This window comes from Acetivibrio clariflavus DSM 19732 (genome assembly GCF_000237085.1).
GTDB classification, from domain to species: domain Bacteria; phylum Bacillota; class Clostridia; order Acetivibrionales; family Acetivibrionaceae; genus Acetivibrio; species Acetivibrio clariflavus.
On record NC_016627.1, the window covers coordinates 4746380 to 4768147 of the forward strand.

Below are 21768 nucleotides of genomic sequence, written 5' to 3' on the forward strand. Positions count from 1 at the left end.
GTTTATGTTGCTTGCTGGCAGCTGGCCACAAATTTAATAAAAAGTTTCAAGTGAGTCGCATCCTTCTCCCACATCACTTCCGGATGCCACTGTACACCTATTGCAAACTTGCATTTTGTATGTTCTATTGATTCTATAATACCGTCACCACATCTTGAAGAAACGATAAAGTCTGGTGCTACATCTTTTATTGCCTGATGATGAAATGAATTCACTCGTATCACTTCTTCTTTATGCGCCTTAAATACCTTTGTATCTTTTTCAATATAAACTTCATGGGTCGGATACCATTTAGGCGCATTTTGAGAGTGCTTATAAAGCCGCTTGCCCTTTTGTTCCTCATAAATATCCTGATATATTGTTCCACCCAAAGCTATGTTCAGCACCTGACAACCTCTGCATATGCCTAAAATCGGCTTATCGAGATCTATTGCCTCTTTTGCAGTAAAAATCTCCATTTCATCCCTTAATGGAGAAATCTCACCTCCATAGGTGTAGTTAGGTTCTCCCCAATACTTTGCATCTACATCGCTTCCGCCGGAAAGGAGAATACCATCAAAACGAGCTATCGTGTTTTTCAAAAATTCCAAATCGTCGGTTAGAGGTAAAAGAACAGGCAAACCACCAGCTAATCGAATTGCTTCAACGTATCCATTGTTAATATAAAGCTTATTTTCTCTATAGTCAATTCCGGGAGTTATTCCAATCATAGGTCTTTTGCTTGCCATTTTACCCACTCCTAATTATTGATATATAGCAAATATATTCCACAAAATACTCTTTTGTTACCTTAAAACAAAAAGCGCACTCAAAACAGGTCATTACTCCCGGTTTGAGACGCCTTTATCCCTAAAACGTCAACTACAACTTACTTAATGCTTCTGCTTCTGTGCTATATATTTCAATAAATCGATTGAGTCTTGTCACTTCAAAAAGCTTCTCAATATCCGGTAATAAATTGCAAAGTATTATCTTCCCCTTTTTTTCTTTGAATTTTTTATATGTGTCAATAATAATTCCCAAACCTGCACTATTCATATATATAACGCCATCCATGCTTATTATAACTGTCTTGCCTTCATATTCCCTAGCCAATCTGTCAAGTAAATCCTTAAACTGATTTTGAGTAGATATGCGTATTTGCCCTGTTAATTTGACTATCTTAACTCCATCCACTTCTTTCATTTCGTACTTCATCCGGCAACCCCCTTCCATGGCTTTTTAATGTTGCAATAGGCCGAAGTTTTGCATATACTTATGTACCAATAGTCAAATAAAAAATTATCCTGCTATTAACCTCAAAGATTTCTACTCAAATAACAGTAAGAAATGATTTAGAGATATTTGCTACTAACTGTCGTGTTCTATTATATATTAACAAAGTAGTTATTTCAATAATTTTCTATATAATAAAGAAATTAATAGGCAGAAAATGCTAAAGTATATTAAATTTTAACCGATAATAAAATTAGAGTAAATCGTCGTTACCTTTTTTACTATATTCTACAAATCACTTCTTCAGAAAATAATAGAGAAAAACTGATTTGAACTTAATTTACAAAAGATAGGAGGAATATTGTATGCTTTATACCGGCAAAATAGTAAAATACTTCGATAATGATGCAATAATCCTTACCTGGCAAGACAATGAAGTGCTCTTATTTATTGAAGACGATTATATTAAATGGGTAGACAAATCTATGGTGGAAATACCTCAATAATATAACATTAGTGCCTCGTAATATTGTTAATATTTATATTGCGAGGCACTAATAGCAAAAACTAATATTTAAAGCTAATAAACAATTGAAAATCTTCGAAATTAAATCAAACTAAGCCTTTTCAAACATATCTTTCCCAACGCCGCAAACAGGACAAACCCAATCATCCGGTATATCCTCAAAGGGAGTGCCCGGTGCAATACCACCATCCGGATCTCCTTCAGCCGGATCATATATATATCCGCAAACAGTGCATACATACTTTTCCACGAAGCATCATCTCCTATCTTATTTTTGTTTTACTGCAAAACTTAATATTAATAATACCATATTTTACACAATTGAAAAACATATTATTTGAAAACTAAACATATTTTTAAATATTCTGTATTTCAAATTTAAGGAATTAAATATGTATTAGTCTCCATTTCACAAACTCACTTATTTTAAATACCAACAAAATATATCAATCAAAACACAACTTCCCCATATAGCGAATTAAGTTATTTAACATTTATTTTATTCGATTAATATTCTGTATATAGCAAAAACTTCTTAACCCTCCTTTCCCCCTTTACTTTTTACTTTTTTCATTTTACTTTAAACGAAAAAATCATGACCACCCGTAAAACGGGTGGTTTGCTCAGCCCTATAAGGGCGTGTTACCGGCCAGCGCCTAAAGACGCTGGCTTTCACTTCGTTCAAGCCACTTTGCCTTTGTCACTTTTGCAGTCCCTAAAGGGACGAACTTATTACCAACTACCCCTTAAAGGGGTCTTCATACTCTTTCACACTTAACTTATCTATCATTATGTCATGTTTATATTGCTCTTGTATGTATTTCTTAATTGTTGCTTCATTTAGTCCTACTGTACTTACATAGTATCCTTCCGCCCAAAAGTGTCTGTTCCCAAACTTATATTTTAAGTTTGCATGTCTATCAAATATCATAAGTGCACTTTTCCCTTTCAAGTATCCCATAAAGCTTGATACACTCATTTTGGGTGGTATGCTTACTAACATATGTATATGGTCTGGCATCAAATGTCCTTCTATTATCTCGACTCCTTTATATTTGCATAGTTGTTTTATTATTTCCCTTATACTTTGTTTGTATTGATTATAAATTATTTTTCGTCTATACTTAGGTGTAAATACTATATGATATTTACACATCCATTTAGTTCGTGCTAAACTGTGTTCTTTGTTTGCCATTAAAATCACCTTTCCTTTTGTTATTATAGTAGCTTGAACAACTCTATTATAACGGAAAGGTGATTTTTTTGTATAACTCCTGTCTCGCACCCGCATAGCGGGTGGTTTTTTGATTCACACGCTTTGCGTGTGAATCAGGCTAAAGCCAATAATATGAAAAAAGGCTTAAGAATTATGATTCTTAAAGCCTTTTTCTTTTGCCTACAACTTATGCATTTGAACTGCAAACCAAGGAAGATAGTGCAGGATCATTGCTTATTTTCCACAAAACATATTTTATACTCATTGAAATGGTATCAGCCATTTTCATAACCAGATTCAGTCTTGTATTTTGGAGGATAAGGTAATCCATAAAACCTCCAAAATTGACAATTCCGGTTATGTACATATCTCCTACCGGAGCAAGGTCTTTTTTTACCCCAGATCCCGGTTTTATAGGGCCTTCACCTATTGTAATGTATCCTACATGATCTGCTTTTCCGAGGCAAGCATCTATAGCAACTATAAAAGGCTTATCATAAAAGTTCCGTATATATTCCATCACCTTGTCTATGTTCTTTGCATGTACAGGATTATCCAAACTGCCATGTACGTATATATTTTTATATTCCAAATTACTCATCTTATAGCCTATCAGCGGACCCAAACTATCCCCTGTTGACCGGTCAGTTCCTATACACACAAACACTATTGATTTATATCCGCATTTTAGTGAATTAGCAATAAAAGCATATATTGTATCAGTAAGTGTCTTAAACGCTGATTTATTGTTTATATCAATATAAATCTGTTTGCTTGATGTTTTAAAAAACATACTTCTTCTCCTGTAAATAATGTATCTGTAATTATTATTGCCCTATATTGTAATTTTATTACTCTTTTTTACCGTTTCTATTTATTTATATTGATATTAGCTATTGCGTTTGTTATTATCAATGTATCTCCTTCCTACTTTGTCTGTACCAAAATAAAATATGGAATTTCGAAAGGGTAATATTTATGGAGATACCAAAAATCAAATTAGACTCAAATATTAATTTAAATATAAATATGTTTGAAAATATAGTTGATTGTATGCATGATTGGGTCAGAGTAATAGACTTAAATGATAATATTATCTATGTAAATAAAGCAATGGCAAAGGCACTAAACGAAAATCCTATAGGTAAAAAATGTTACAAAGCCTTTGAAAGAGACATACCTTGTGAAAAATGTGTTTCAAGAGCTACCATTGCTACCGGACAACCTCAGCAACAGGAAGAATTAATTCATAATCGTACTTTTTCAGTAATGAGTTCTCCCATTAAAGATAAGGACGGAAACATTATTGCGGTAGTCGAAGTTTTACGGGATATAACAGAAATGAAAAAATTGCAAAAAGCAATCATAAATCAAAACAAAAAGCTGAAAAGTGAACTTAATATAGCCAAAAAGCTTCAGTATAGCCTTTTACCGAAGGAAATTCCCAATGAATATGTTGAATTTTCTTATATCTACAAGCCTTGCGATACCTTAGGTGGAGATTTTCTCGACATTTTTAAAATTGACACAAGCCATATAGGAGTATATATAGCTGATGTTTCGGGCCATGGTGTAGCAGCGTCAATGCTCACGGTCTTTTTGAGATCTTCTATAGATAAAACAATTATTTCACCGGCTTCTGCATTAAAAAAACTTTACATAGAATTTAACAATAATTTTTCCGATCAAGATCTATATATTACTATTTTTTACGCTATATTTGACATTACCAGTAACACTTTGGTTTATTCAAATGCAGGACTTAATGTCTCTCCTATTGTATTAAATCCATACACCAAAACTTTTAAACTTTTAAGAGTTCCCGGAATCCCTATAAGCAATTGGGTTGAAAATCCGTCTTATGAAGACAAAAAATTAATTCTGCAAAACCGTGACAAACTTTTTCTATATACCGACGGTATTGTAGAATTAAAAAATAATAAAAATGAACAATTTGGAGAAAATAGACTAATCGGCGTTTTACAAGGTAACGTTGAAAGCCCCGGTGTAATTCTTGATCGAATTATTAAAGCTGCCTCTGAATTTGCCGGCATTGAAAGATACAACAATGCTGCAGACGATATCACTATGGCACTTTTAGAAATAAAAAATTCAAAAGATTAATTTTTTCTTTTTCTCTAATTTAATTTTTATTTTTAGCCCCCTAAAAAAGAATTATATTTCAGAATTACTATATTGAAAAACATCAAAAGCAATCAACAAAGCGAAACCTTTACCAGCCACAGTTGGTAATAGTGCTAATCCTCAAATAATATAAATTCCATACTTTTAAAGTTGGATACTCCAGCTCTGCTTGAATAAATAAAGCAGGGCCATTTTCTTTTTGTGCAAAATTCAAATTTATATTTTGCATTTAAATTCTATGTCCAAACAAATATATATATGCTTTGGGAAAGTACCAAAAAAGTAATTTTAAATACTGTCGTAAGACAACATGTTGTAAATTATCAAATATATTTTTTGGTTTACATCAAAAAAAATTATAAAATTTATAAAGTTTTAACTTTTTCGTAACCTATAATTCATAATCTTGTTATATTATTTACTACAGAAAAAATTCAAAATCAAATACTTCCTATGATATATAGGAAGTGTTTTATATAAATACAACAATTTTGCCAAAGGGGGAGTAACAATTCAGTAAAATTACCTTGGTAAAAAAATATAAACACGCATATATGCACAAAATAAAAACACACTCTACATGACCTATTGTTCACGCACTTTTTTCACTTATGTTCAAATTTCTTCAAGGTGGAACTTTTCAGACCAGCCAATTACACTCTATAACAAGCTACTTAATAGGTAAAGACATTTACGTTGCAGTAATTGACGCAGCGCTGCTGAAGTGATCAATTTTGTTCATATTCGATTGGGGTTTAATACTCCCCCCACTTTTTTTACGATACCTTTATAAAAAACCGAACGCTGGATATGTTTGTATTTCATAATAACATCCTCCCTATAAATTTTGTCGGTTAGTTCTCACACAAACTAACCGTTTCATTTTTTATTAATTTTATTACGTTAAAATATCGGACAGAGTAATTTTTAGTCATCTCAAATCATATACTTCTATTGACAAATGTGTAAGGAGTAAAAGAATGCTTTCCCTGTTAAAATTTAAAAGATCTAAATTTGTATTTACTATTTTTATATTAGTATTAACAATTAATATATTTTTTTATAAAGATTCGCCCATATTGACTAGTGCTCATATAAATGAAGATAATATTAAAATAATAGAGGAGCTCCTTTCTACCAGAAATAATGCTCTGCTCCAGGGAAATCCTGAAGATATCCAAGTTCTGTATGACAGAAGCACCAAACTTGGAACCTGGGCCTATGAACATGAGTTAAAGAAGATGAAATATCTTCATAACTGGGCTGAGAAACAGGGTATTATATTTTCCAATATAAAATCAATATTCAAAATACGAAGTGTAAAAGAAAGCAGTGACACAGCTTCTTATAACTTTATATGTTCTACCGAATACAGTTATGTTTATGAAAACGAACCGCAAACAGAAAATTTTTTCAGAATAGGTACATATCACTCTTTAAAATTGCAAAAAAGCAGCGATAAATGGTTAATCGTAAAAGAATGGTATACCGACCCCTTCGCCGATTCTTTAGAACTTGAAGATTTGAAAAAAGAGGAATTCAGAGAATTTATACTTTCATCAAAACCAAGGGATTTTTCAAATCTAAATCAAAGAAGAATAAGTGCTGTTGAATATGCAGACCGTTATTGCGGAGCTGCTGCCGATGAAGAGTTTGGCTTCAGTTACAATAAAAAATACAGAGATTATAATCCACTAGGTGGTGATTGCGCAAATTTTGCATCTCAGATTCTCTTCGAAGGCGGTAAATTTAAAAAAAACAGGACATGGAATTATACTAAAGATGGCAGCAAAGCATGGGTTAATGCTCAGGCATTTAAAGATTATATGTTAAACAGCGGGAGAGCCTCTCTAATAGCTAAAGGCACTTACAATCAAGTCTTCAAGGCATCATTCAAACTTTTGCCCGGCGATTTTGTTGCATACGAAAAAAAGGGAAAGGTAACTCATATCTCAGTGGTGACTGGGTCGGATTCAAAAGGCTATACCCTTGTAAACTGCCATAATACAGACAGATACAGGGTTCCATGGGACCTTGGATGGAGTAATAAAAATATTAAGTTTTGGCTTGTAAGAGTTCACTACTAAGTCCTTTTCAATAAAAATCCCTATTTTTATGATTTGACAGCAATTATAACCTCCTATAAATTCGCTAAAAAATAAAAGATCGACAATGCCGATCTTTTATTTAACCATGTAAATCAAATACTTCTTTTTAATAATTTTATTCTTTATCAGTGATACCGAATCTCTTTTTGAACTTGTCAACACGTCCACCTGTATCTACCAGCTTCTGCTTACCGGTAAAGAACGGGTGGCAATTTGAACATATTTCAACGTGTAAATCCTTTTTAGTTGAACCGGTATTGTATGTTGCACCGCATGCACATTTAATTACAGTTTGTTGATAATTTGGATGTATACCTTCTTTCACTCTATTCACCTTCTTTCAACTAAACATCTGTAAGTAAAACCCTAATTCGCGGGTATTTTAATCAAAAATATTTGAGAAAGTATTTTCGACACAAACGATATTTTAACACAAATGTGCAATATAAGCAAGAACTATTTTTCATTATTGAATGCAACATTAATACTTGCAACAAACTCAGCATTTGATTTGGTCTGCATCAATCTGTTGATAATCATCTCAGTTACTTGAGCAGTTCCCATATTACTCATTGCTTTTCGAACAGCCCATATACTTTCAAGCTCTTTTTGATCAAGAAGCAGTTCTTCTCTACGAGTTCCTGATCTGTTAATGTCTATTGCAGGGAATATCCTCATTTCAGACAACCTTCTGTCTAAATGCAGTTCCATATTACCTGTTCCCTTAAATTCTTCGAATATTACATCATCCATTCTGCTTCCTGTTTCAATGAGCGCTGTTGCCATTATTGTAAGACTTCCCCCATTTTCAATGTTTCTCGCAGCACCAAAAAATCTTTTAGGCTTATGGAGAGCACCGGGGTCAAGTCCTCCGGACAATGTTCTTCCTGTAGGTGGTATTGTAAGGTTATAAGCCCTTGCAAGCCTCGTTATACTATCAAGCAGTATTACAACATCCTTCTTTTGCTCAACAAGTCTCTGCGCCCTTTCAAGAACCATTTCGGCCACCTTTATATGATGCTCGGGAACTTCATCGAAAGTAGAATATATAACCTCTCCCTTTATAGAACGCTGCATATCTGTTACTTCTTCAGGTCTTTCATCTATCAGCAAAACAATTAGTTCCATTTCAGGATAATTTGTAGTTATCGCATTTGCAATTTTCTTTAAAAGCACGGTCTTACCTGCCTTCGGAGGCGACACTATCATTCCGCGCTGTCCTTTACCTATAGGCGCTATTAAGTCAATTAGCCTTGTTGATAATTCTCTTGGTGATGTTTCAAGAGTAATTCTCTGATCAGGATATATAGGCGTCAGGTATTCAAATGGAACCCTCTTTGCCGCAACTTCCGGCGGATCTCCGTTCACAGATTGAACATAAAGCAGGGCTTGGAACTTTTCACCCTCTTTAGGTATGCGGCCTTTTCCTTTTATTTTATCTCCAGTTTTGAGGTTAAATCTTCTGATCTGTGATGGTGATACATAAACATCTTTTGGACCCGAAAGGTAATTATCACTTCTTAAAAAGCCATAACCGTCCGGTAATACTTCCAGTACTCCCTCCACCGGGTCGTCACTTTCAATTTTTTCAAGTACATTTATCTGAGGAGTACTTTCATTTTTCTGTTCCAGCGACTTATTAGCAGGCTTGTTAAGTTTATTACTTTCATTTTCAGTAATTGCTTCTTTAGCTGTTTTTGATTCAGCATCAAGTTTCTGCTCTTCTTCTCTCTTATCCTCTTTTGCATTATCATTAACAGCAGCATCAGACTCTGAAGTAGTATCCTGTTTAGCTACTTCCTCTTTTTCTTCATTATCCTCTTTTTTTGCAGATTCTTCTTTTATCGTATCTTCCTTTGATGCCACTCTTTCTTTTTCTGCTGCCCTGTCTTTTTTATCATTTTTATCTGATATGGTCTCTTTTTTTTCTCCAGAATCCTCTATATCTTTATTAATCCCACTATCTTCTTTAATATCTTTTTCTGCTTCAGGTTCACTTTTTACCTCAGCAGTTTTATTTGCTTTCGGTCTTCCGCGTTTAGATTTCCTAAGTACGACAGGTGCTTCATTTGTATCCGAGACTTCTTTTGCTTCTGGAACTTCTTTTGCTTCTGCAGCTTCCTCCTTGGCAGCTGTTTCTTTTTTCGAATCTTTACCTTTTGATTTTTTTTCTTTTGTCTTTACTTCCTTTTTATCTGGCTCTTTCACAGCTTCTGAAGTTTGAGCTTCCTGCCCTTCTCCAGATTTCTGCCCATCATCCATTCCTTTACTGCTTTTATATATTTCTTCTATAAGTTCACTTTTTTTGTATTTGGATAAATTCTTGATACCCAACATTTTTGCTATATACCGTAGATCTTCAAGCGTTTTATCCTTAAGATTAATATCTTCCATACTACACCACCTTATAAAAAGATTATATATAATTCCACTTTTGGGAGTTAATTCGTTCAGAAAACAATCAGTAAAACCTTTGTTATGGGAAAGGTTAATACTTCGAGGAGACTCATAGAGTAACTTATAAACAATAGTAATTATATCAATACCCCTAATAGTTGTCAATCATATTTTTACAAATAAAGTAATTTTTAAAAAACTAAATTATAACTGTATCTATTTTTATATTTAAAGTCTATAACAATCGTCCACCATTTTGTTTAAAAAGTTACTCCTCTAAATTGCTCATATATAAAATCAATAAAATCTGATTCCCCGGAATAATAATTATACATACTTATTGCAGTATTTTTGACATTATCTGAAAATCTTGCTGAATAGCTGAAGCTCTCCCCCCTAATTATTTCCCAAAAACAATCTTTCTTTAAAAAAGAATAAGCAAAATACTATTTTTTTCTGATAATAAACTCAGAAAGAATATTTTTTAAATCAAGCCCTTCATCCAATAACAAAATTTGATTTAATTTTAAGTTCTCTCTAAAATGTTCATTGGTAGAGGCATAAATTATTTTACTGGCAGGACATTTTTTGCATCTTAAATAAATTTTATCAGAAAATAATATTAATTCAATATCATCATTACCACATTCGCAAAATAAATTACCTTTTGCTGCAATATCATGAATTATATTAAGTGAATCAAACATAACCTGAGTATTACAAAAATAGTTGTCATAACCAAACATATTTATAAGTTCGTCAAATTCCTTTTCTAATTTATCAACTCTTTTTCTAACATCTCTATCATTCCCTATAAAACACTGTTTTAAACCTGTTTTCGGACAATTAAATACACTAATATCTTGCTTTATAAAAGCTTTCTTCTCCAAAATATATACATGACTATCCCCGCACGCTATACATGGGATAACTACCTTATAGCTGTCACTATTTTCTTTGCATATAACCAGTTTTGAACCATTACAGCGGCAATTATATTCTATTTCTTTTCCAGATAACAATTCAAAAAGTGTTAAAGTAACAAACTCAAATGTGCCACAAGACGAACATTTATATGCAATGGTTGCACTGGCATCAATTATCATTATTCCCACCTCTAATTAATATAATTCGTGCAGGAATTTAAAAAATCCTCCTTTCCCTCACTAATTTTGTAAATCAAATCAATATATAGAACTATTTCTGAAATATATATCATTTGATTATTTGAGTTCGATACCCTTATTTGAAGCTTAAAGATTCTCAAAAAAAGAATTTCTTTTGCTATGTTTTAACATGAGTAATTATAAAGAATGTTTAAATTCACTAATGCAAGGCAATAAAAAACGGCAATTACGAGGCTAACTGAAAACTCACTAATATTATTCCCTCTCATATTCCATTATATAACATTTGTATCAAATTTTCAAATATGATTTTTTAAAGAACTCATATGCTGAATTTAAGAAAAATATAAATAACATCGAGTATTACCCGATGTTATTTATGTTTGGAGCTGGTGGACGGATTCGAACCCCCGACCTGCTGATTACAAGTCAGCTGCTCTACCAACTGAGCTACACCAGCATTATTAAGTATCATCAAGAAATCTAATCACTCCTGACACTATAATAATATAGCAACAGAATTGAATCATGTCAACACTTTTTGCAAAGAAAATTTATGAAATATTAATAAAATTTGTTTCATACCTATCCTTATTCATAAAAATCAGTTCATTCAATGCCTTGCACCTTAAAGTCTCAAAAAAATCCTTAGAACAACTAACCGTTATATGGGCTATATACAAAAACAACTCCTACCTAAGTAAGAGTTGTTCCTAAATATGGTGGGCACTATAGGGCTCGAACCTATGACCCCCTGCTTGTAAGGCAGATGCTCTCCCAGCTGAGCTAAGCGCCCTTATATTTATTTAATTCAACGAACGGATATTATTATATCATTATTTATTTAATCGAGTCAAATACATTTTTTTGAAATATTCTCATTGTATGTTAATTAATCAGATTAGATATCTGTCATTCAAACAGTTCTTTTTACAGCACTTTCTTCCCAGATTCTCAATGATTTTTGCATATAACTCTTTATATCCATATGATAAGCTTGTTCTAACAACTTTCCGTCCACAAAGTTATTTATACATCCGTATTTTGCAATCTTACCGTCAGACAGAAGCAAAATTTTGTCAGCAAAATGCATGGCAAGATTAATGTCATGCAATACACCAATTACCGTATGCCCGTCTTTTTGCGTCCATTGATTCAAATATTCTATAAGCTCAATTTGGTACTTTAAATCCAAGTGATTGGTTGGCTCATCCAGTAAAATCAAGTTTGGTTCCTGAGCCAGAGCTTTAGCTAAAAAAACTCTTTGAAGCTGTCCGCCCGAAAGGGTGTTTATCTGTCTATCCCTCACATCTGAAAGACCCACCCTGTCGATGCACTCCAATACAAAATCTCTATCGTACTTGGAAGGACTTCTGAATATTCCCCCCTTCATATGGAGATACCTTCCCAACATAACAGTTTCATACACAGTATAAGGAAAATATATAGTCTCATTCTGCCTTAGCATGGCAATTCTAGAAGCAATTTCAGTTCTTTTCATTTTTCTGATAGGAATTCCGGATAAATAGATTTCTCCCTCGCTTTTTATAAGGCCGGCAATAGCTTTAAGAAGCGTAGATTTACCACAGCCGTTAGGACCGATTATACATATCTTCTCACCTTTATTTACGTGAAAAGATACTCCCTTTATTACCTCAATTTCATCATATCCGCATCTTACATTTTCAAGCCTTAACATGCTTCCATTACCTCTCTCTTCCTGAAAAATAAACATATCCAAAAAACGGTGCTCCAACCAGTGCCGTAACCGCTCCAACCGGAAGTTCCGAAGGAGAAATGATTGTCCTTGCTATCAAGTCGGCAACTACCATAAAGGATCCTCCGAATATAGCTGAAACAGGAACTACAATACGATGACTCGAACCGTATATCTTTCTTACTACATGGGGAGCAACAAGGTCTACAAATCCTATTACTCCGCTAAAAGATACTGCACACCCGGTAAGAGCCGAAGAAAGCCCCAGTAAAATCCATTTTACTTTATTTGCATCAACTCCGGCAGCCTTTGCATGCTCCTCTCCAAAAGTTAAAAGATCCAATTCACTTACATAAAATAATGTAAAGAATATTAATAAAACAGCAATGGGCAAAAATATCATAACATGAACCCAACTTTTCTGAGAAAAACTACCCATTTGCCACATAATAAGTTTCTGGGCATCTTCCCTCTTCAGAGAAGACATTAATGTCAGCATAGCATTAACGAATAATGAAAAAACCATTCCGGAAAGTATAATAGTATTAGTATCCATACTTCTGTCCATACTTGCAGCAAATGCAACCGCCCCTAAAACCGTCAGCATCCCGGAAATAAATCCGGCCAAAGGAAGTGTAAGGAATCCCAATACAGGCAATGTAATTCCAGTTGTTATCATTATACCTGCTCCAAAGGCGGCACCGGAAGATACACCTAAAGTATAAGACGACGCCAGTGGATTTTTCAGCGTAGATTGCATTATAGCACCACTGACCGATAAAGCTGCACCTACGGCAAATGCCATAAGAACCCTTGGAATACGCATATCCCAAATTATAGACAAAGTTACTTTATCTATCCCGGCATCCTTAGCCATACCAAATACTTTATTCCCAATCACCGTAATAATGTCATCGAATGGTATTAATACACTTCCTATGGCTATACCCAGCATACAAATAATAATACTTCCCAATAAAGCAAAAACAACTTTTATTTTCATATTATCATTACCTTTATCAATACTTGTCAGGATAAATCGCTTTTGCAATTTCCTTCATAGCCTTTACAAAATTATGATTGGGCAAATTACTGGAATTATTGTCTATATAATAAACTTCATCGTTTTTAACTGCCTTAATATTTTCCCAACCTTTTCTTGATTTTATTTCACCAACAGGATCATCAATATAATTCACATTTGTCAAAATAACATCAGGATTTGCTGCAACAACTGACTCTTCACTTACATTAATCCAACTATTATAATCCTTAAATATATTGGTTGCTCCGACAAGCTCGATTATTTCGTTGAGAAATACACCGGACCCAAAACTGTACATGTTGGGTGCAGCTGCTATCTCAAAATAAACCGTCTTTTTTTCTTTAATATCCTTTCCGATTCGGGCGATTTTATCAACTTCTGCATCTATAGACTCAACTATTTCTCGGCCCTTTTCAGAAGTTTTTGTAATTTCCGCAATGAAAATTATATCTTCTTTTATAGCTTCAATTGAATTGCTTGTCGGAATTTCCGCAACACAAACCCCCAAATCTCTTAACGGTTTATAAGGTTCAGCTTTCCCCTCAAGGTTGCTCATTCCCGAAGTAAAAACTATGTTCGGTTTTAAGCTGACCAACTTTTCAATATCCGGCGCCATCATGTCAAATTCAGGTACTCCTTCATCAAGGCCTTTTTCTCCTTTCAACCCTTTTGCGTTCCGGTCAATTGCAACAATTTTGTCGCCAAGGCCTAAATCCAAAAGTATTTCTGTAGTTGACGGTGCCATAGATATTATTCTGTCAACCGTTTTTGGAACTTCTATATCGTTACCTGCTCTATCTTTCGTATTTACAACACCTGAGGAGTTTTCTACACTATTACTGTCTTCTATCAACTGAACATTACTGTCTGTTTTGCTGCAGGATATAAAACCAAAAGCCAATATTGCAACCATTATTAATAGTATCGCTTTTTTCATCTTCCCTTTTCCTTTCTAATAATATTTGCGGAATTTGCATAATAAAACCTCTTGAGTAAATCTCAAGAGGTTATGGATACCAAAATATATACAGCAATTCCAAGCACCTCCCTATCACTCGTAGAGAATACGTGCAAAGAAATTGGCAGGTCTTCTGACTCAGGTTCTACGATACTGAAGCCTTCCCAGTTACCCAGTGGCATTTTTTCAGTATCTCCCCATCACAGCGGCGGGACCGTACAGGATTTTCACCTGTTTCCCTTTTAATTCGGCGACTAACCGAAACCAATTTCACGTTATATTTACGCTAAGTATTCACTTTAGAGGCATTATAACATTTTTTGAGTTATATTTCAATTGCCTGTTATCTTCCTTATTAAACCATATAAAATATATTTTTCAATAAAAAACTAAAAATACTGACACATTTGAAATTTAGTTTTCGAATATCTAATTAAGAATGATATACTCTTTTCAGTCTACAAGAATCATTGAAGCATTAAAAGAGTTGCTAGCCTTTATTGGTTACAGTATAAAATTCAGCAAATATCATGTATAGAAGTTTTGACAACTTTTGAATATTGTTTGACAGCTAGAAGTTGAACTTCAAGAACTGTACTAACAATTTCAAGCCAACAATTTGCATAAGTTTTATATAATCAAATGCAATGCCTGAATATTATTCAATACTGGGCGACGTGTGCTTTGATTAATATAAAAACTTTATGCAATAGTTTTATAAAAAAATATATAAAGGAGGTTGACTTGTATGAAAAAAGGTCGATTTTTAATCTTTTCGTTGGCCTTTGCACTCGTTTCAACAGTTTTCTCAAATTATACCGTTAATGTCAGCGCAGGTTCGCTAAAAGGTGATGTAAACTCTGATAACAGCATAGACTCAATAGACTATGCCGTTATGAAAAGTTACCTTTTAGGTATTTCAAGCCAAATTCCTTTTGACGTATCTGTTGCCGATTTAAACGGTGACGGTTCTGTGAATTCCATTGACTTAGCTCTAATGAAAAGTTATTTGTTGGGAATAATCACTTCATTCCCGGCAGAGACTTCAAATCCGACACCTACTCCTACACCAACAGAAAACAAAGATGATACGGATATGGCTGGTGATATCATTTTCTCAGTACCTAGCGGAACTTTTAGAGATAGAATTACCGTTTCATTGAGTTCAAAAATTCCCAATGCTCAAATTCGTTACACTACCGACGGAAGTGTACCTAACAGCAATTCTCCATTATACAGCGGTCCTTTGACTTTTACCAAGACCACCCAACTCAGGGCACAATCCTTTGTCAATGGCACTGCAAGCGGTGCAATGGGTACAGCAATCTATATTGCAACTTCCATCGACGCAAAACATGATATTCCTGTTATTATTTTAGATGCCTACGGAGGCGGTAAACCTAACCGCGAATACAAAGATGTCGCTTTTATGCTCTTTGAACCGAAAAATAATGAACTCTCCATATCGCAAACACCCTCGGTTGTTTCACGAGCCGCATTCCACATACGCGGTCAGTCATCAGCTAACTTTGAAAAAACCCCATATCGTCTGGAACTCAGAGATAATGCAGACGAAGATGCAAAACTTTCTTTGCTGGGCATGCCAGCAGATGGTGACTGGAATTTACTTTCACCATACCCTGACAAATCATTAATACGTAATCCTTTAGCTTATGAAATAGGAAATATTATGGGATTAGCCACCCCAAGGTATAGACATGTGGAAGTCTATATTAATTTCGATAATCAACCGCTATCTGCCGACGATTATCAAGGTATATATATACTTACAGAAAAAATTGAAATTAGCAAAAACCGTTTGAATTTGAAAAAGCTTAAAAAAGATGACTTGCAAGAACCGGAAATCTCCGGAGGATATCTCATGCAGTTTAATATGATGGCAGCAGAAGAACCGATTATAAGAGGTAACGGTTGGAGTGACCTTGAACTTACAGAACCTGATGACGCTACACCGGAACAGTTGGCTTGGATAGCAAATTACATTCAACAAACTCATAATGCTATTCACAGTTCAAATCCATCGGATCCCAATACCGGTTATCCTGCATATATTGATGTTGACTCCTTCGTGGATTACATAATTGTAAACGAGATGGCTAAAGAAGCAGACTCATATATACGTAGTACACGCATATACAAAGACAGAAATGAAAAACTTAAAGCCGGTCCTCTCTGGGACTACGACCTTGGTTTTGGTTGCATACCCGGATTCGGATTTGGATTTGGAGGCGGAGGAACAAGCTCCAATACAGAGGGATGGCAGTTTGAAATGATGGGCATGGGTAACACAACCTGCGACTGGTTCTACACCCTTATGCAGGATCCAAGTTTCCAAAGCAAAATAAGTGCCCGTTGGTCACAACTGCGTCAAGGTCCACTGTCCGACACACAGTTAATTGCCTTGGTAGATTCCCTGGCTTCACCACTATCCAATGCAGCGAAAAGGAACTTCCAAAAGTGGAATATTCTTGGTACAAGCATGGTTGGTGGCTTTAATACCCAAACTACACAAACCTGGGAAGAACAAATTACAATTTTAAAGAACTTCTTAACACAGAGAGCTGCTTGGTTGGATCAATCAGGTTGGAAGCCATTAAATACAGGTGGTGGCTGGCCTGGCGGCGGCTTCCCTGGTGGAGGTTGGCCCGGCGGCGGTGGCTGGGGATGGTAATTATTTAATTATTACTTTTCAAAATCTTTATTGCTTAACAAAATAAATAATTACTATCGATGCCAATTAAGCCTAAAGCTTCACTAACCTTTGACTATCTTGCTTTATAAAGCAACTCATAAAAAAGCTTCGAAATAAGATACAAGTTCTTATTTCGAAGCTTTTTATATTGCAAAATGCATAAGGATGAAACTATTTGCTTTTACAAAAAAATAAAAACTCAGTACAACTGAGTTTTCCCTTCTTGATATTTAACTATATCGATTAAATTAGTGGTCGGGGTGAGAGGACTTGAACCCCCGGCATCTTGGTCCCAAACCAAGCGCGCTACCAGCTGCGCTACACCCCGCCGTTTTCGACGACAAAAGAAATTCTACTATATTCAACGAATATAAGCAACTCAATTTTTGTATGATTTTTTTAGTTTATGTCATTTATTCTTTTTTTATCTCACTTTTTTTTATTTTATCTACTGCACCCAACTCTTTTTTATGGCCAAAATTTGTAACACAACGTTAACTTGATACGGCATATAAGATATTTTATAATTATCCTGAAGAGTTGCATTGTTTTATGTAAACCACATAATTTCAATTTTCATATTTTTTATGTAAGAGGTGTTTAAAATTAAGAAGTTATTGGGACAAATCAGGAAAGCTATTGAAGATTACAATATGATACAAGAAGGCGATAGAATAGCTGTAGGTGTATCCGGAGGAAAGGATAGTATTACCCTTTTGGTATTGCTTAAGCAATTGCAGAGTTTCTATCCCGTTCATTTTGACATTGAGGCTGTAACCCTGACCATGGGCATCGGTGTATTTGATCTAAGCCCAGTCGTGGAACTTTGCAAAAAAATTAACGTCAATTATACTATTGAGGAAACCGTTATAGGAAAAATTGTCTTCGAAGCAAGGAATGAAAAAAATCCCTGCTCACTGTGTGCCAACCTAAGAAGAGGGGCATTGCACAACGTTGCCAAAAGACTTAACTGCAATAAAGTAGCTTTAGCTCACCATAGGGATGATGTAATTGAGACCTTTTTGCTCAGCACATTATATGCCGGAAAAATCCAAACCTTTTCACCGGTAACTTTTTTGGAACGGAAAGAGTTGTACTTAATTCGCCCTATGATATATATTGAGGAAAAACATATAAAAGAATATATAAAGTCCAATGGTCTTCCGGTAGTACCCAGTCCCTGCCATGTAGACGGCAAGACAAAAAGGCAATATGTCAAAGACCTTTTGGCTGATTTACACAGGGATAATAGAACTGTAAAAAACAATATTTTCGGAGCTATAAAGCGTTTAGGAATAGATAACTGGTAAATAAATATAATATTTCTTAAGAGATGGGGATTTTCCCCCAAATTAGCAACCAAATACATAACGGAGGAGATTTTATGAAGTACATAAGAAAAAATTTTTCAATGATAATTGTTTTGGCAATTCTATTTTGTATGTCCTTCAACACTGTGGATGCAAATAGTATAATATACGATATAACTACCAAAGAAGTTATAACGACCGGTGTGACCCATGAAAAAATACTAAGATTTACCGAAGAAGGCTGGCTTATCATTAATGTTTTGAGAGTAGATCTCAACAATGAAAATATTCGAGTAGATACATTGATAAATAATGAATCTGTTCAAAACCTTACCAATGTCAAAACGCTTACAGAGTCAAGCGGTGCTTTAGCTGCTATAAATGCAGGCTTTTTCAATTGGATGAAAGAGACCGGTGGTGGATATCCGGACGGTCCTATAGTGCAATCGGGTAAAATTATTTCTGCCGACAGGGAATATAACAGATATAATGACTCAATGGGCACCTTTGCAATTAACAACCTCAATGAAGCCATGTTTGATTTCTGGAAAACCGATATGGAAATAATTGCACCCAATGGTGCTTCTGCTATTGTTTTTAAATACAACAAACCCAATACTGACAATTACAATACCATAGCCATATATGACAGAAGGTGGACTCAATACTCCCCAGGTGCTTCAACGGAAAATCCTTATCTTGTTGAAATGTTAGTTGACCAAAACACTGTGGTGGAAATTCGTCAAGGACTTCCCTCCGTTGAAATTCCCGAAAACGGATATGTTGTTGTTGCCAATGGTGAGAATGCCAATTTTCTTTTAAATAACTTTAACGTAGGAGATCCTGTAAATCTATCCATATCCACCACACCTGACTGGAATAACATAGAAATGGCTGTAACAGGAAGTGCCATATTAGTAAAGGATGGAAGTATTCCTGACAAGTTCTCTTATGTTTCCAGTGATACAAACGGAAGAAATCCAAGAACTGCTGTAGGCAGTTCCCGTTCCGGTAAAGAACTTATTCTGGTTACAGTGGATGGAAGGCAAAATCCCAGTATAGGTATGACCCTTACTGAATTGGCCAACCTAATGATAGAATTAGGCGCTTATAATGCTCTAAACCTCGATGGAGGTGGCTCCACTACAATGGTAGTTAAAGAGCCATATAAAAACAATATAAATGTTGTCAACAGACCCTCCGATGGGTCACTCAGAAGAATATCCACTGCCATCGGCATACTTCCGGTACTCCCTAAAGGTACGCTTGAAGGTTTTGTTATTGATACCGTTGACACAAATATATTTGTAAATACATCCAGAGAATTTTCTGTAATCGGTTATGACAAGTATCTCAATCCTGTTAACATCGATACAACCAACATTAAATGGAACGTTGAAGGTGTAGATGGAACCTTTAAAAACAATACCTTCTATCCTACCAGTGAAGGAGAAGGTACTATTACAGCAAAAATAGGCAATTTTACATCCTCAATTAAAATCAGGGTTTTAAATAATCCGGCTAAGCTTGTTTTAAATACTAAAAACATAAAGCTGTTAAAAGGAGATACCTATTCCTTTACCGTAAAAGGCATTGACCAAAATGGCTATACTGCAACTATCAATCCTAAAGACATAAACTGGTCTCTGGACAACAACTTAGGAGATATAAACAACGGCATTTTTACTGCCAAAAACAAAGGTACCGGAATAATCGAAGCCAATTACGGTGAACTGTATTCCTACTGTGCTGTTTCGGTAGGAGAAGCAGTTCCTGTTATAGTTGACAACTTCGAATCTCCAAATGGAAGTTTCACTTCATATCCGCCCGAAACGCCAGGGAATTATGAAATATCAAATAAGGTAAGAAAAGAAGGTAAAAGTTCCGGAAGATTGAGCTTCGATTTTACAAACCTTGAAGGTACAAGGGCCGCTTATCTGGTATTCAACGAAAACGGCTTGAAAATAGATAATAATGTAATAAAAATAGGCTTATGGGTATACAATCCCCTGGAAAACAGTAATTGGCTCAGAATTGAATTATATGATGCCAATGGCCAAAAGCAAATGCTGGATTTAATCCAAAATATGAACTGGACTGGTTGGAATTATTTAGAAACTCCTCTTTACAACATCAGCCTTCCGGCTCAACTGACAAGAATTTATACGGTACAGGTTAATCCAGTTCCTGAAGCAGGAGATATTTATATGGATAATTTAACCTTCACTTACACAAATTATCCGGAAACCAGTGCCACTATGCCGGAGGATATTGTTGCTTCGGACGAGGCAAATAAACAAGTAGAGCTAACGGATGCGAATAAGGCTTATAAATTTAATATTTTTAATTTGGAAGGAGAACCTAAAAACCTGCTCGGTAAAATTCTTCAAATCAGATTGTCCGAGAAATCCGGTTCCGATATCGATACTTTAGTATCTTTAGGAACTGTAAGTAAATCTTTCACAAGCACATTCGACAAGCAAATATTAACCTTTGATTCCCAGTATAGAAGTATTGACAAAGACGGCTTAAGAATCATTCAGCTAAATACTTCCGACAAAAGCTTGCGCACCAGTGCTTCCGGGCAATGGCAATGGTTCTTAAATCAGCTCAATAGTTTCAACGGAAAAAACCTGTTTATTATAATGAAAGATTCTCCTAAAAACTTTAAGGATAATTTGGAAGCAGATTTATTTATTAAGGTACTGAGAGAACATAAGGAAAAAACGGGATGCAATGTTTGGCTGTTTTATAACAGTTCCTCCAATGAAAGCTATATGGAAAACGGTATAAGATACACCGGTCTGAGTACTGTAAATATAAATTCCTTAAGTCCAGATGCTGCAGCAAACTCAAAATATTTAGAAGTAATAATTAAAGACAATGTTCCAACCTTTCAATATAAGTATATTACAAAATAAAGCAGTTAGTTTATAATAAATAGCGGGTCTATTGAGGACCCGCATTTTTTATATAAAAATACTCTCCGTATTAATGTTAATTTCTAATTGGATATATTTTATTACTTTATTTTCCCGATCCAAATAAATAATTACTTTAACGGCTTATTTTTAATTGTCTAACTATAGTTTTATTAACTACCAAAATTATAATTTTTGATGCAATTATACCAATCTAAAATAAGTCCCTTAATGTCATTAGAATCACTGTTGTATAATATCTATCAACTTAGAAACGTCACTCACTCGCTGAATTCGTTTTTAAAATTTCTATAAAGCAATTTCCCAAGCTATACAGCTCTTAGTTCTTTCAGCTTTAATTACATTACCG

The 21768-nt window shown here is 34.6% G+C and carries 17 protein-coding genes, 3 tRNA genes and 1 riboswitch; of the genes, 6 read left to right on the forward strand and 14 right to left on the reverse strand.

Annotation, left to right across the window (positions count from 1 at the left end):
- Positions 1-2 precede the first annotated feature (2 nt).
- Positions 3-728 (reverse strand): gamma-glutamyl-gamma-aminobutyrate hydrolase family protein, encoded by a 726-nt coding sequence (locus CLOCL_RS20090; RefSeq protein WP_014257039.1) that lies wholly within the window; start codon positions 726-728, stop codon positions 3-5.
- 133 nt (positions 729-861) lie between these two features.
- Positions 862-1197 carry an STAS domain-containing protein gene (locus CLOCL_RS20095; protein WP_014257040.1) on the reverse strand — a complete coding sequence of 112 codons (336 nt, stop codon included), beginning with the start codon at positions 1195-1197 and terminating at the stop codon, positions 862-864.
- 383 nt (positions 1198-1580) lie between these two features.
- Here CLOCL_RS20095 and CLOCL_RS22735 point away from each other — a divergent pair, with 383 nt between their 5' ends.
- The gene (locus CLOCL_RS22735; protein WP_014257041.1) at positions 1581-1721 is read left to right on the forward strand and encodes a hypothetical protein; all 141 of its coding nucleotides are present in this window, start codon (positions 1581-1583) and stop codon (positions 1719-1721) included.
- Positions 1722-1832: 111 nt separating this feature from the next.
- Here the strand turns inward: CLOCL_RS22735 and rd are convergent, their stop codons facing one another.
- The 3 genes from rd to yyaC form a co-directional block, all read right to left on the reverse strand.
- Positions 1833-1991, reverse strand: a complete 159-nt coding sequence (rd, locus tag CLOCL_RS20100; protein WP_014257042.1) for a rubredoxin — start codon at positions 1989-1991, stop codon at positions 1833-1835.
- 489 nt (positions 1992-2480) lie between these two features.
- On the reverse strand, positions 2481-2936 hold the full coding sequence (tnpA, locus tag CLOCL_RS20105) for an IS200/IS605 family transposase (RefSeq protein ID WP_014253709.1): 456 nt from the start codon (positions 2934-2936) through the stop codon (positions 2481-2483).
- Between the two features lie 208 nt (positions 2937-3144).
- Entirely contained in the window at positions 3145-3750 is a 606-nt protein-coding gene (yyaC, locus tag CLOCL_RS20110; RefSeq protein ID WP_014257043.1) for a spore protease YyaC, read from the reverse strand.
- 185 nt (positions 3751-3935) lie between these two features.
- Here yyaC and CLOCL_RS20115 point away from each other — a divergent pair, with 185 nt between their 5' ends.
- Positions 3936-5081 (forward strand): SpoIIE family protein phosphatase, encoded by a 1146-nt coding sequence (locus CLOCL_RS20115; protein WP_052306622.1) that lies wholly within the window; start codon positions 3936-3938, stop codon positions 5079-5081.
- Positions 5082-6082: 1001 nt separating this feature from the next.
- Positions 6083-7189, forward strand: a complete 1107-nt coding sequence (locus CLOCL_RS20120; RefSeq protein ID WP_014257045.1) for an amidase domain-containing protein — start codon at positions 6083-6085, stop codon at positions 7187-7189.
- 136 nt (positions 7190-7325) lie between these two features.
- Here the strand turns inward: CLOCL_RS20120 and rpmE are convergent, their stop codons facing one another.
- The 8 genes from rpmE to CLOCL_RS20160 all read right to left on the reverse strand — a co-directional run bounded on the left by rpmE (position 7326) and on the right by CLOCL_RS20160 (position 14433).
- Positions 7326-7535, reverse strand: a complete 210-nt coding sequence (gene rpmE / locus CLOCL_RS20125; RefSeq protein ID WP_014257046.1) for a 50S ribosomal protein L31 — start codon at positions 7533-7535, stop codon at positions 7326-7328.
- A gap of 131 nt (positions 7536-7666) precedes the next feature.
- A complete protein-coding gene (gene rho, locus CLOCL_RS20130) occupies positions 7667-9604 on the reverse strand; it encodes a transcription termination factor Rho (protein ID WP_014257047.1) in 1938 nt (645 codons plus the stop codon).
- A 449-nt stretch (positions 9605-10053) separates the two neighbouring features.
- On the reverse strand, positions 10054-10713 hold the full coding sequence (locus CLOCL_RS20135; protein WP_014257048.1) for a hypothetical protein: 660 nt from the start codon (positions 10711-10713) through the stop codon (positions 10054-10056).
- Positions 10714-11118: 405 nt separating this feature from the next.
- Positions 11119-11194 (reverse strand) — tRNA-Thr (locus tag CLOCL_RS20140).
- A gap of 260 nt (positions 11195-11454) precedes the next feature.
- Positions 11455-11530, reverse strand: a tRNA-Val gene (locus tag CLOCL_RS20145).
- A 120-nt stretch (positions 11531-11650) separates the two neighbouring features.
- Positions 11651-12433, reverse strand: a complete 783-nt coding sequence (locus CLOCL_RS20150) for an ABC transporter ATP-binding protein (RefSeq protein ID WP_014257049.1) — start codon at positions 12431-12433, stop codon at positions 11651-11653.
- A gap of 7 nt (positions 12434-12440) precedes the next feature.
- Complete coding sequence (locus CLOCL_RS20155) at positions 12441-13454, reverse strand: FecCD family ABC transporter permease (protein WP_014257050.1); 1014 nt, start codon at positions 13452-13454, stop codon at positions 12441-12443.
- Positions 13455-13470: 16 nt separating this feature from the next.
- Entirely contained in the window at positions 13471-14433 is a 963-nt protein-coding gene (locus tag CLOCL_RS20160; RefSeq protein ID WP_014257051.1) for an ABC transporter substrate-binding protein, read from the reverse strand.
- Positions 14434-14560: 127 nt separating this feature from the next.
- Positions 14561-14738: riboswitch (cobalamin riboswitch) on the reverse strand.
- A gap of 464 nt (positions 14739-15202) precedes the next feature.
- Here CLOCL_RS20160 and CLOCL_RS20165 point away from each other — a divergent pair.
- Positions 15203-17146: a CotH kinase family protein gene (locus tag CLOCL_RS20165; RefSeq protein ID WP_014257052.1), complete on the forward strand. Its 1944-nt coding sequence runs from the start codon at positions 15203-15205 to the stop codon at positions 17144-17146.
- Positions 17147-17419: 273 nt separating this feature from the next.
- Here the strand turns inward: CLOCL_RS20165 and CLOCL_RS20170 are convergent.
- Positions 17420-17495 (reverse strand) — tRNA-Pro (locus tag CLOCL_RS20170).
- A 325-nt stretch (positions 17496-17820) separates the two neighbouring features.
- On the opposite strand from CLOCL_RS20170, the gene CLOCL_RS20175 reads away from it, so the two are divergent.
- Positions 17821-18477 carry a tRNA 2-thiocytidine biosynthesis TtcA family protein gene (locus tag CLOCL_RS20175; RefSeq protein ID WP_052306638.1) on the forward strand — a complete coding sequence of 219 codons (657 nt, stop codon included), beginning with the start codon at positions 17821-17823 and terminating at the stop codon, positions 18475-18477.
- 74 nt (positions 18478-18551) lie between these two features.
- Positions 18552-21398 carry a phosphodiester glycosidase family protein gene (locus CLOCL_RS20180; RefSeq protein ID WP_014257054.1) on the forward strand — a complete coding sequence of 949 codons (2847 nt, stop codon included), beginning with the start codon at positions 18552-18554 and terminating at the stop codon, positions 21396-21398.
- Positions 21399-21768: the final 370 nt, after the last annotated feature.

Bases quoted from the DNA above. Each gene is read 5' to 3' on its own strand.
- tnpA (WP_014253709.1), bottom strand. From the start codon at position 2,936: ATGGCAAACAAAGAACACAGTTTAGCACGAACTAAATGGATGTGTAAA.
- CLOCL_RS22735 (WP_014257041.1), top strand. From the start codon at position 1,581: ATGCTTTATACCGGCAAAATAGTAAAATACTTCGATAATGATGCAATA.
- CLOCL_RS20165 (WP_014257052.1), top strand. From the start codon at position 15,203: ATGAAAAAAGGTCGATTTTTAATCTTTTCGTTGGCCTTTGCACTCGTT.
- CLOCL_RS20160 (WP_014257051.1), bottom strand. From the start codon at position 14,433: ATGAAAAAAGCGATACTATTAATAATGGTTGCAATATTGGCTTTTGGT.
- CLOCL_RS20115 (WP_052306622.1), top strand. From the start codon at position 3,936: ATGGAGATACCAAAAATCAAATTAGACTCAAATATTAATTTAAATATA.
- CLOCL_RS20120 (WP_014257045.1), top strand. From the start codon at position 6,083: ATGCTTTCCCTGTTAAAATTTAAAAGATCTAAATTTGTATTTACTATT.
- CLOCL_RS20175 (WP_052306638.1), top strand. From the start codon at position 17,821: ATGATACAAGAAGGCGATAGAATAGCTGTAGGTGTATCCGGAGGAAAG.
- rho (WP_014257047.1), bottom strand. From the start codon at position 9,604: ATGGAAGATATTAATCTTAAGGATAAAACGCTTGAAGATCTACGGTAT.
- yyaC (WP_014257043.1), bottom strand. From the start codon at position 3,750: ATGTTTTTTAAAACATCAAGCAAACAGATTTATATTGATATAAACAAT.
- CLOCL_RS20155 (WP_014257050.1), bottom strand. From the start codon at position 13,454: ATGAAAATAAAAGTTGTTTTTGCTTTATTGGGAAGTATTATTATTTGT.
- CLOCL_RS20135 (WP_014257048.1), bottom strand. From the start codon at position 10,713: ATGATAATTGATGCCAGTGCAACCATTGCATATAAATGTTCGTCTTGT.
- CLOCL_RS20180 (WP_014257054.1), top strand. From the start codon at position 18,552: ATGAAGTACATAAGAAAAAATTTTTCAATGATAATTGTTTTGGCAATT.
- CLOCL_RS20090 (WP_014257039.1), bottom strand. From the start codon at position 728: ATGGCAAGCAAAAGACCTATGATTGGAATAACTCCCGGAATTGACTAT.
- CLOCL_RS20150 (WP_014257049.1), bottom strand. From the start codon at position 12,433: ATGTTAAGGCTTGAAAATGTAAGATGCGGATATGATGAAATTGAGGTA.
- CLOCL_RS20095 (WP_014257040.1), bottom strand. From the start codon at position 1,197: ATGAAGTACGAAATGAAAGAAGTGGATGGAGTTAAGATAGTCAAATTA.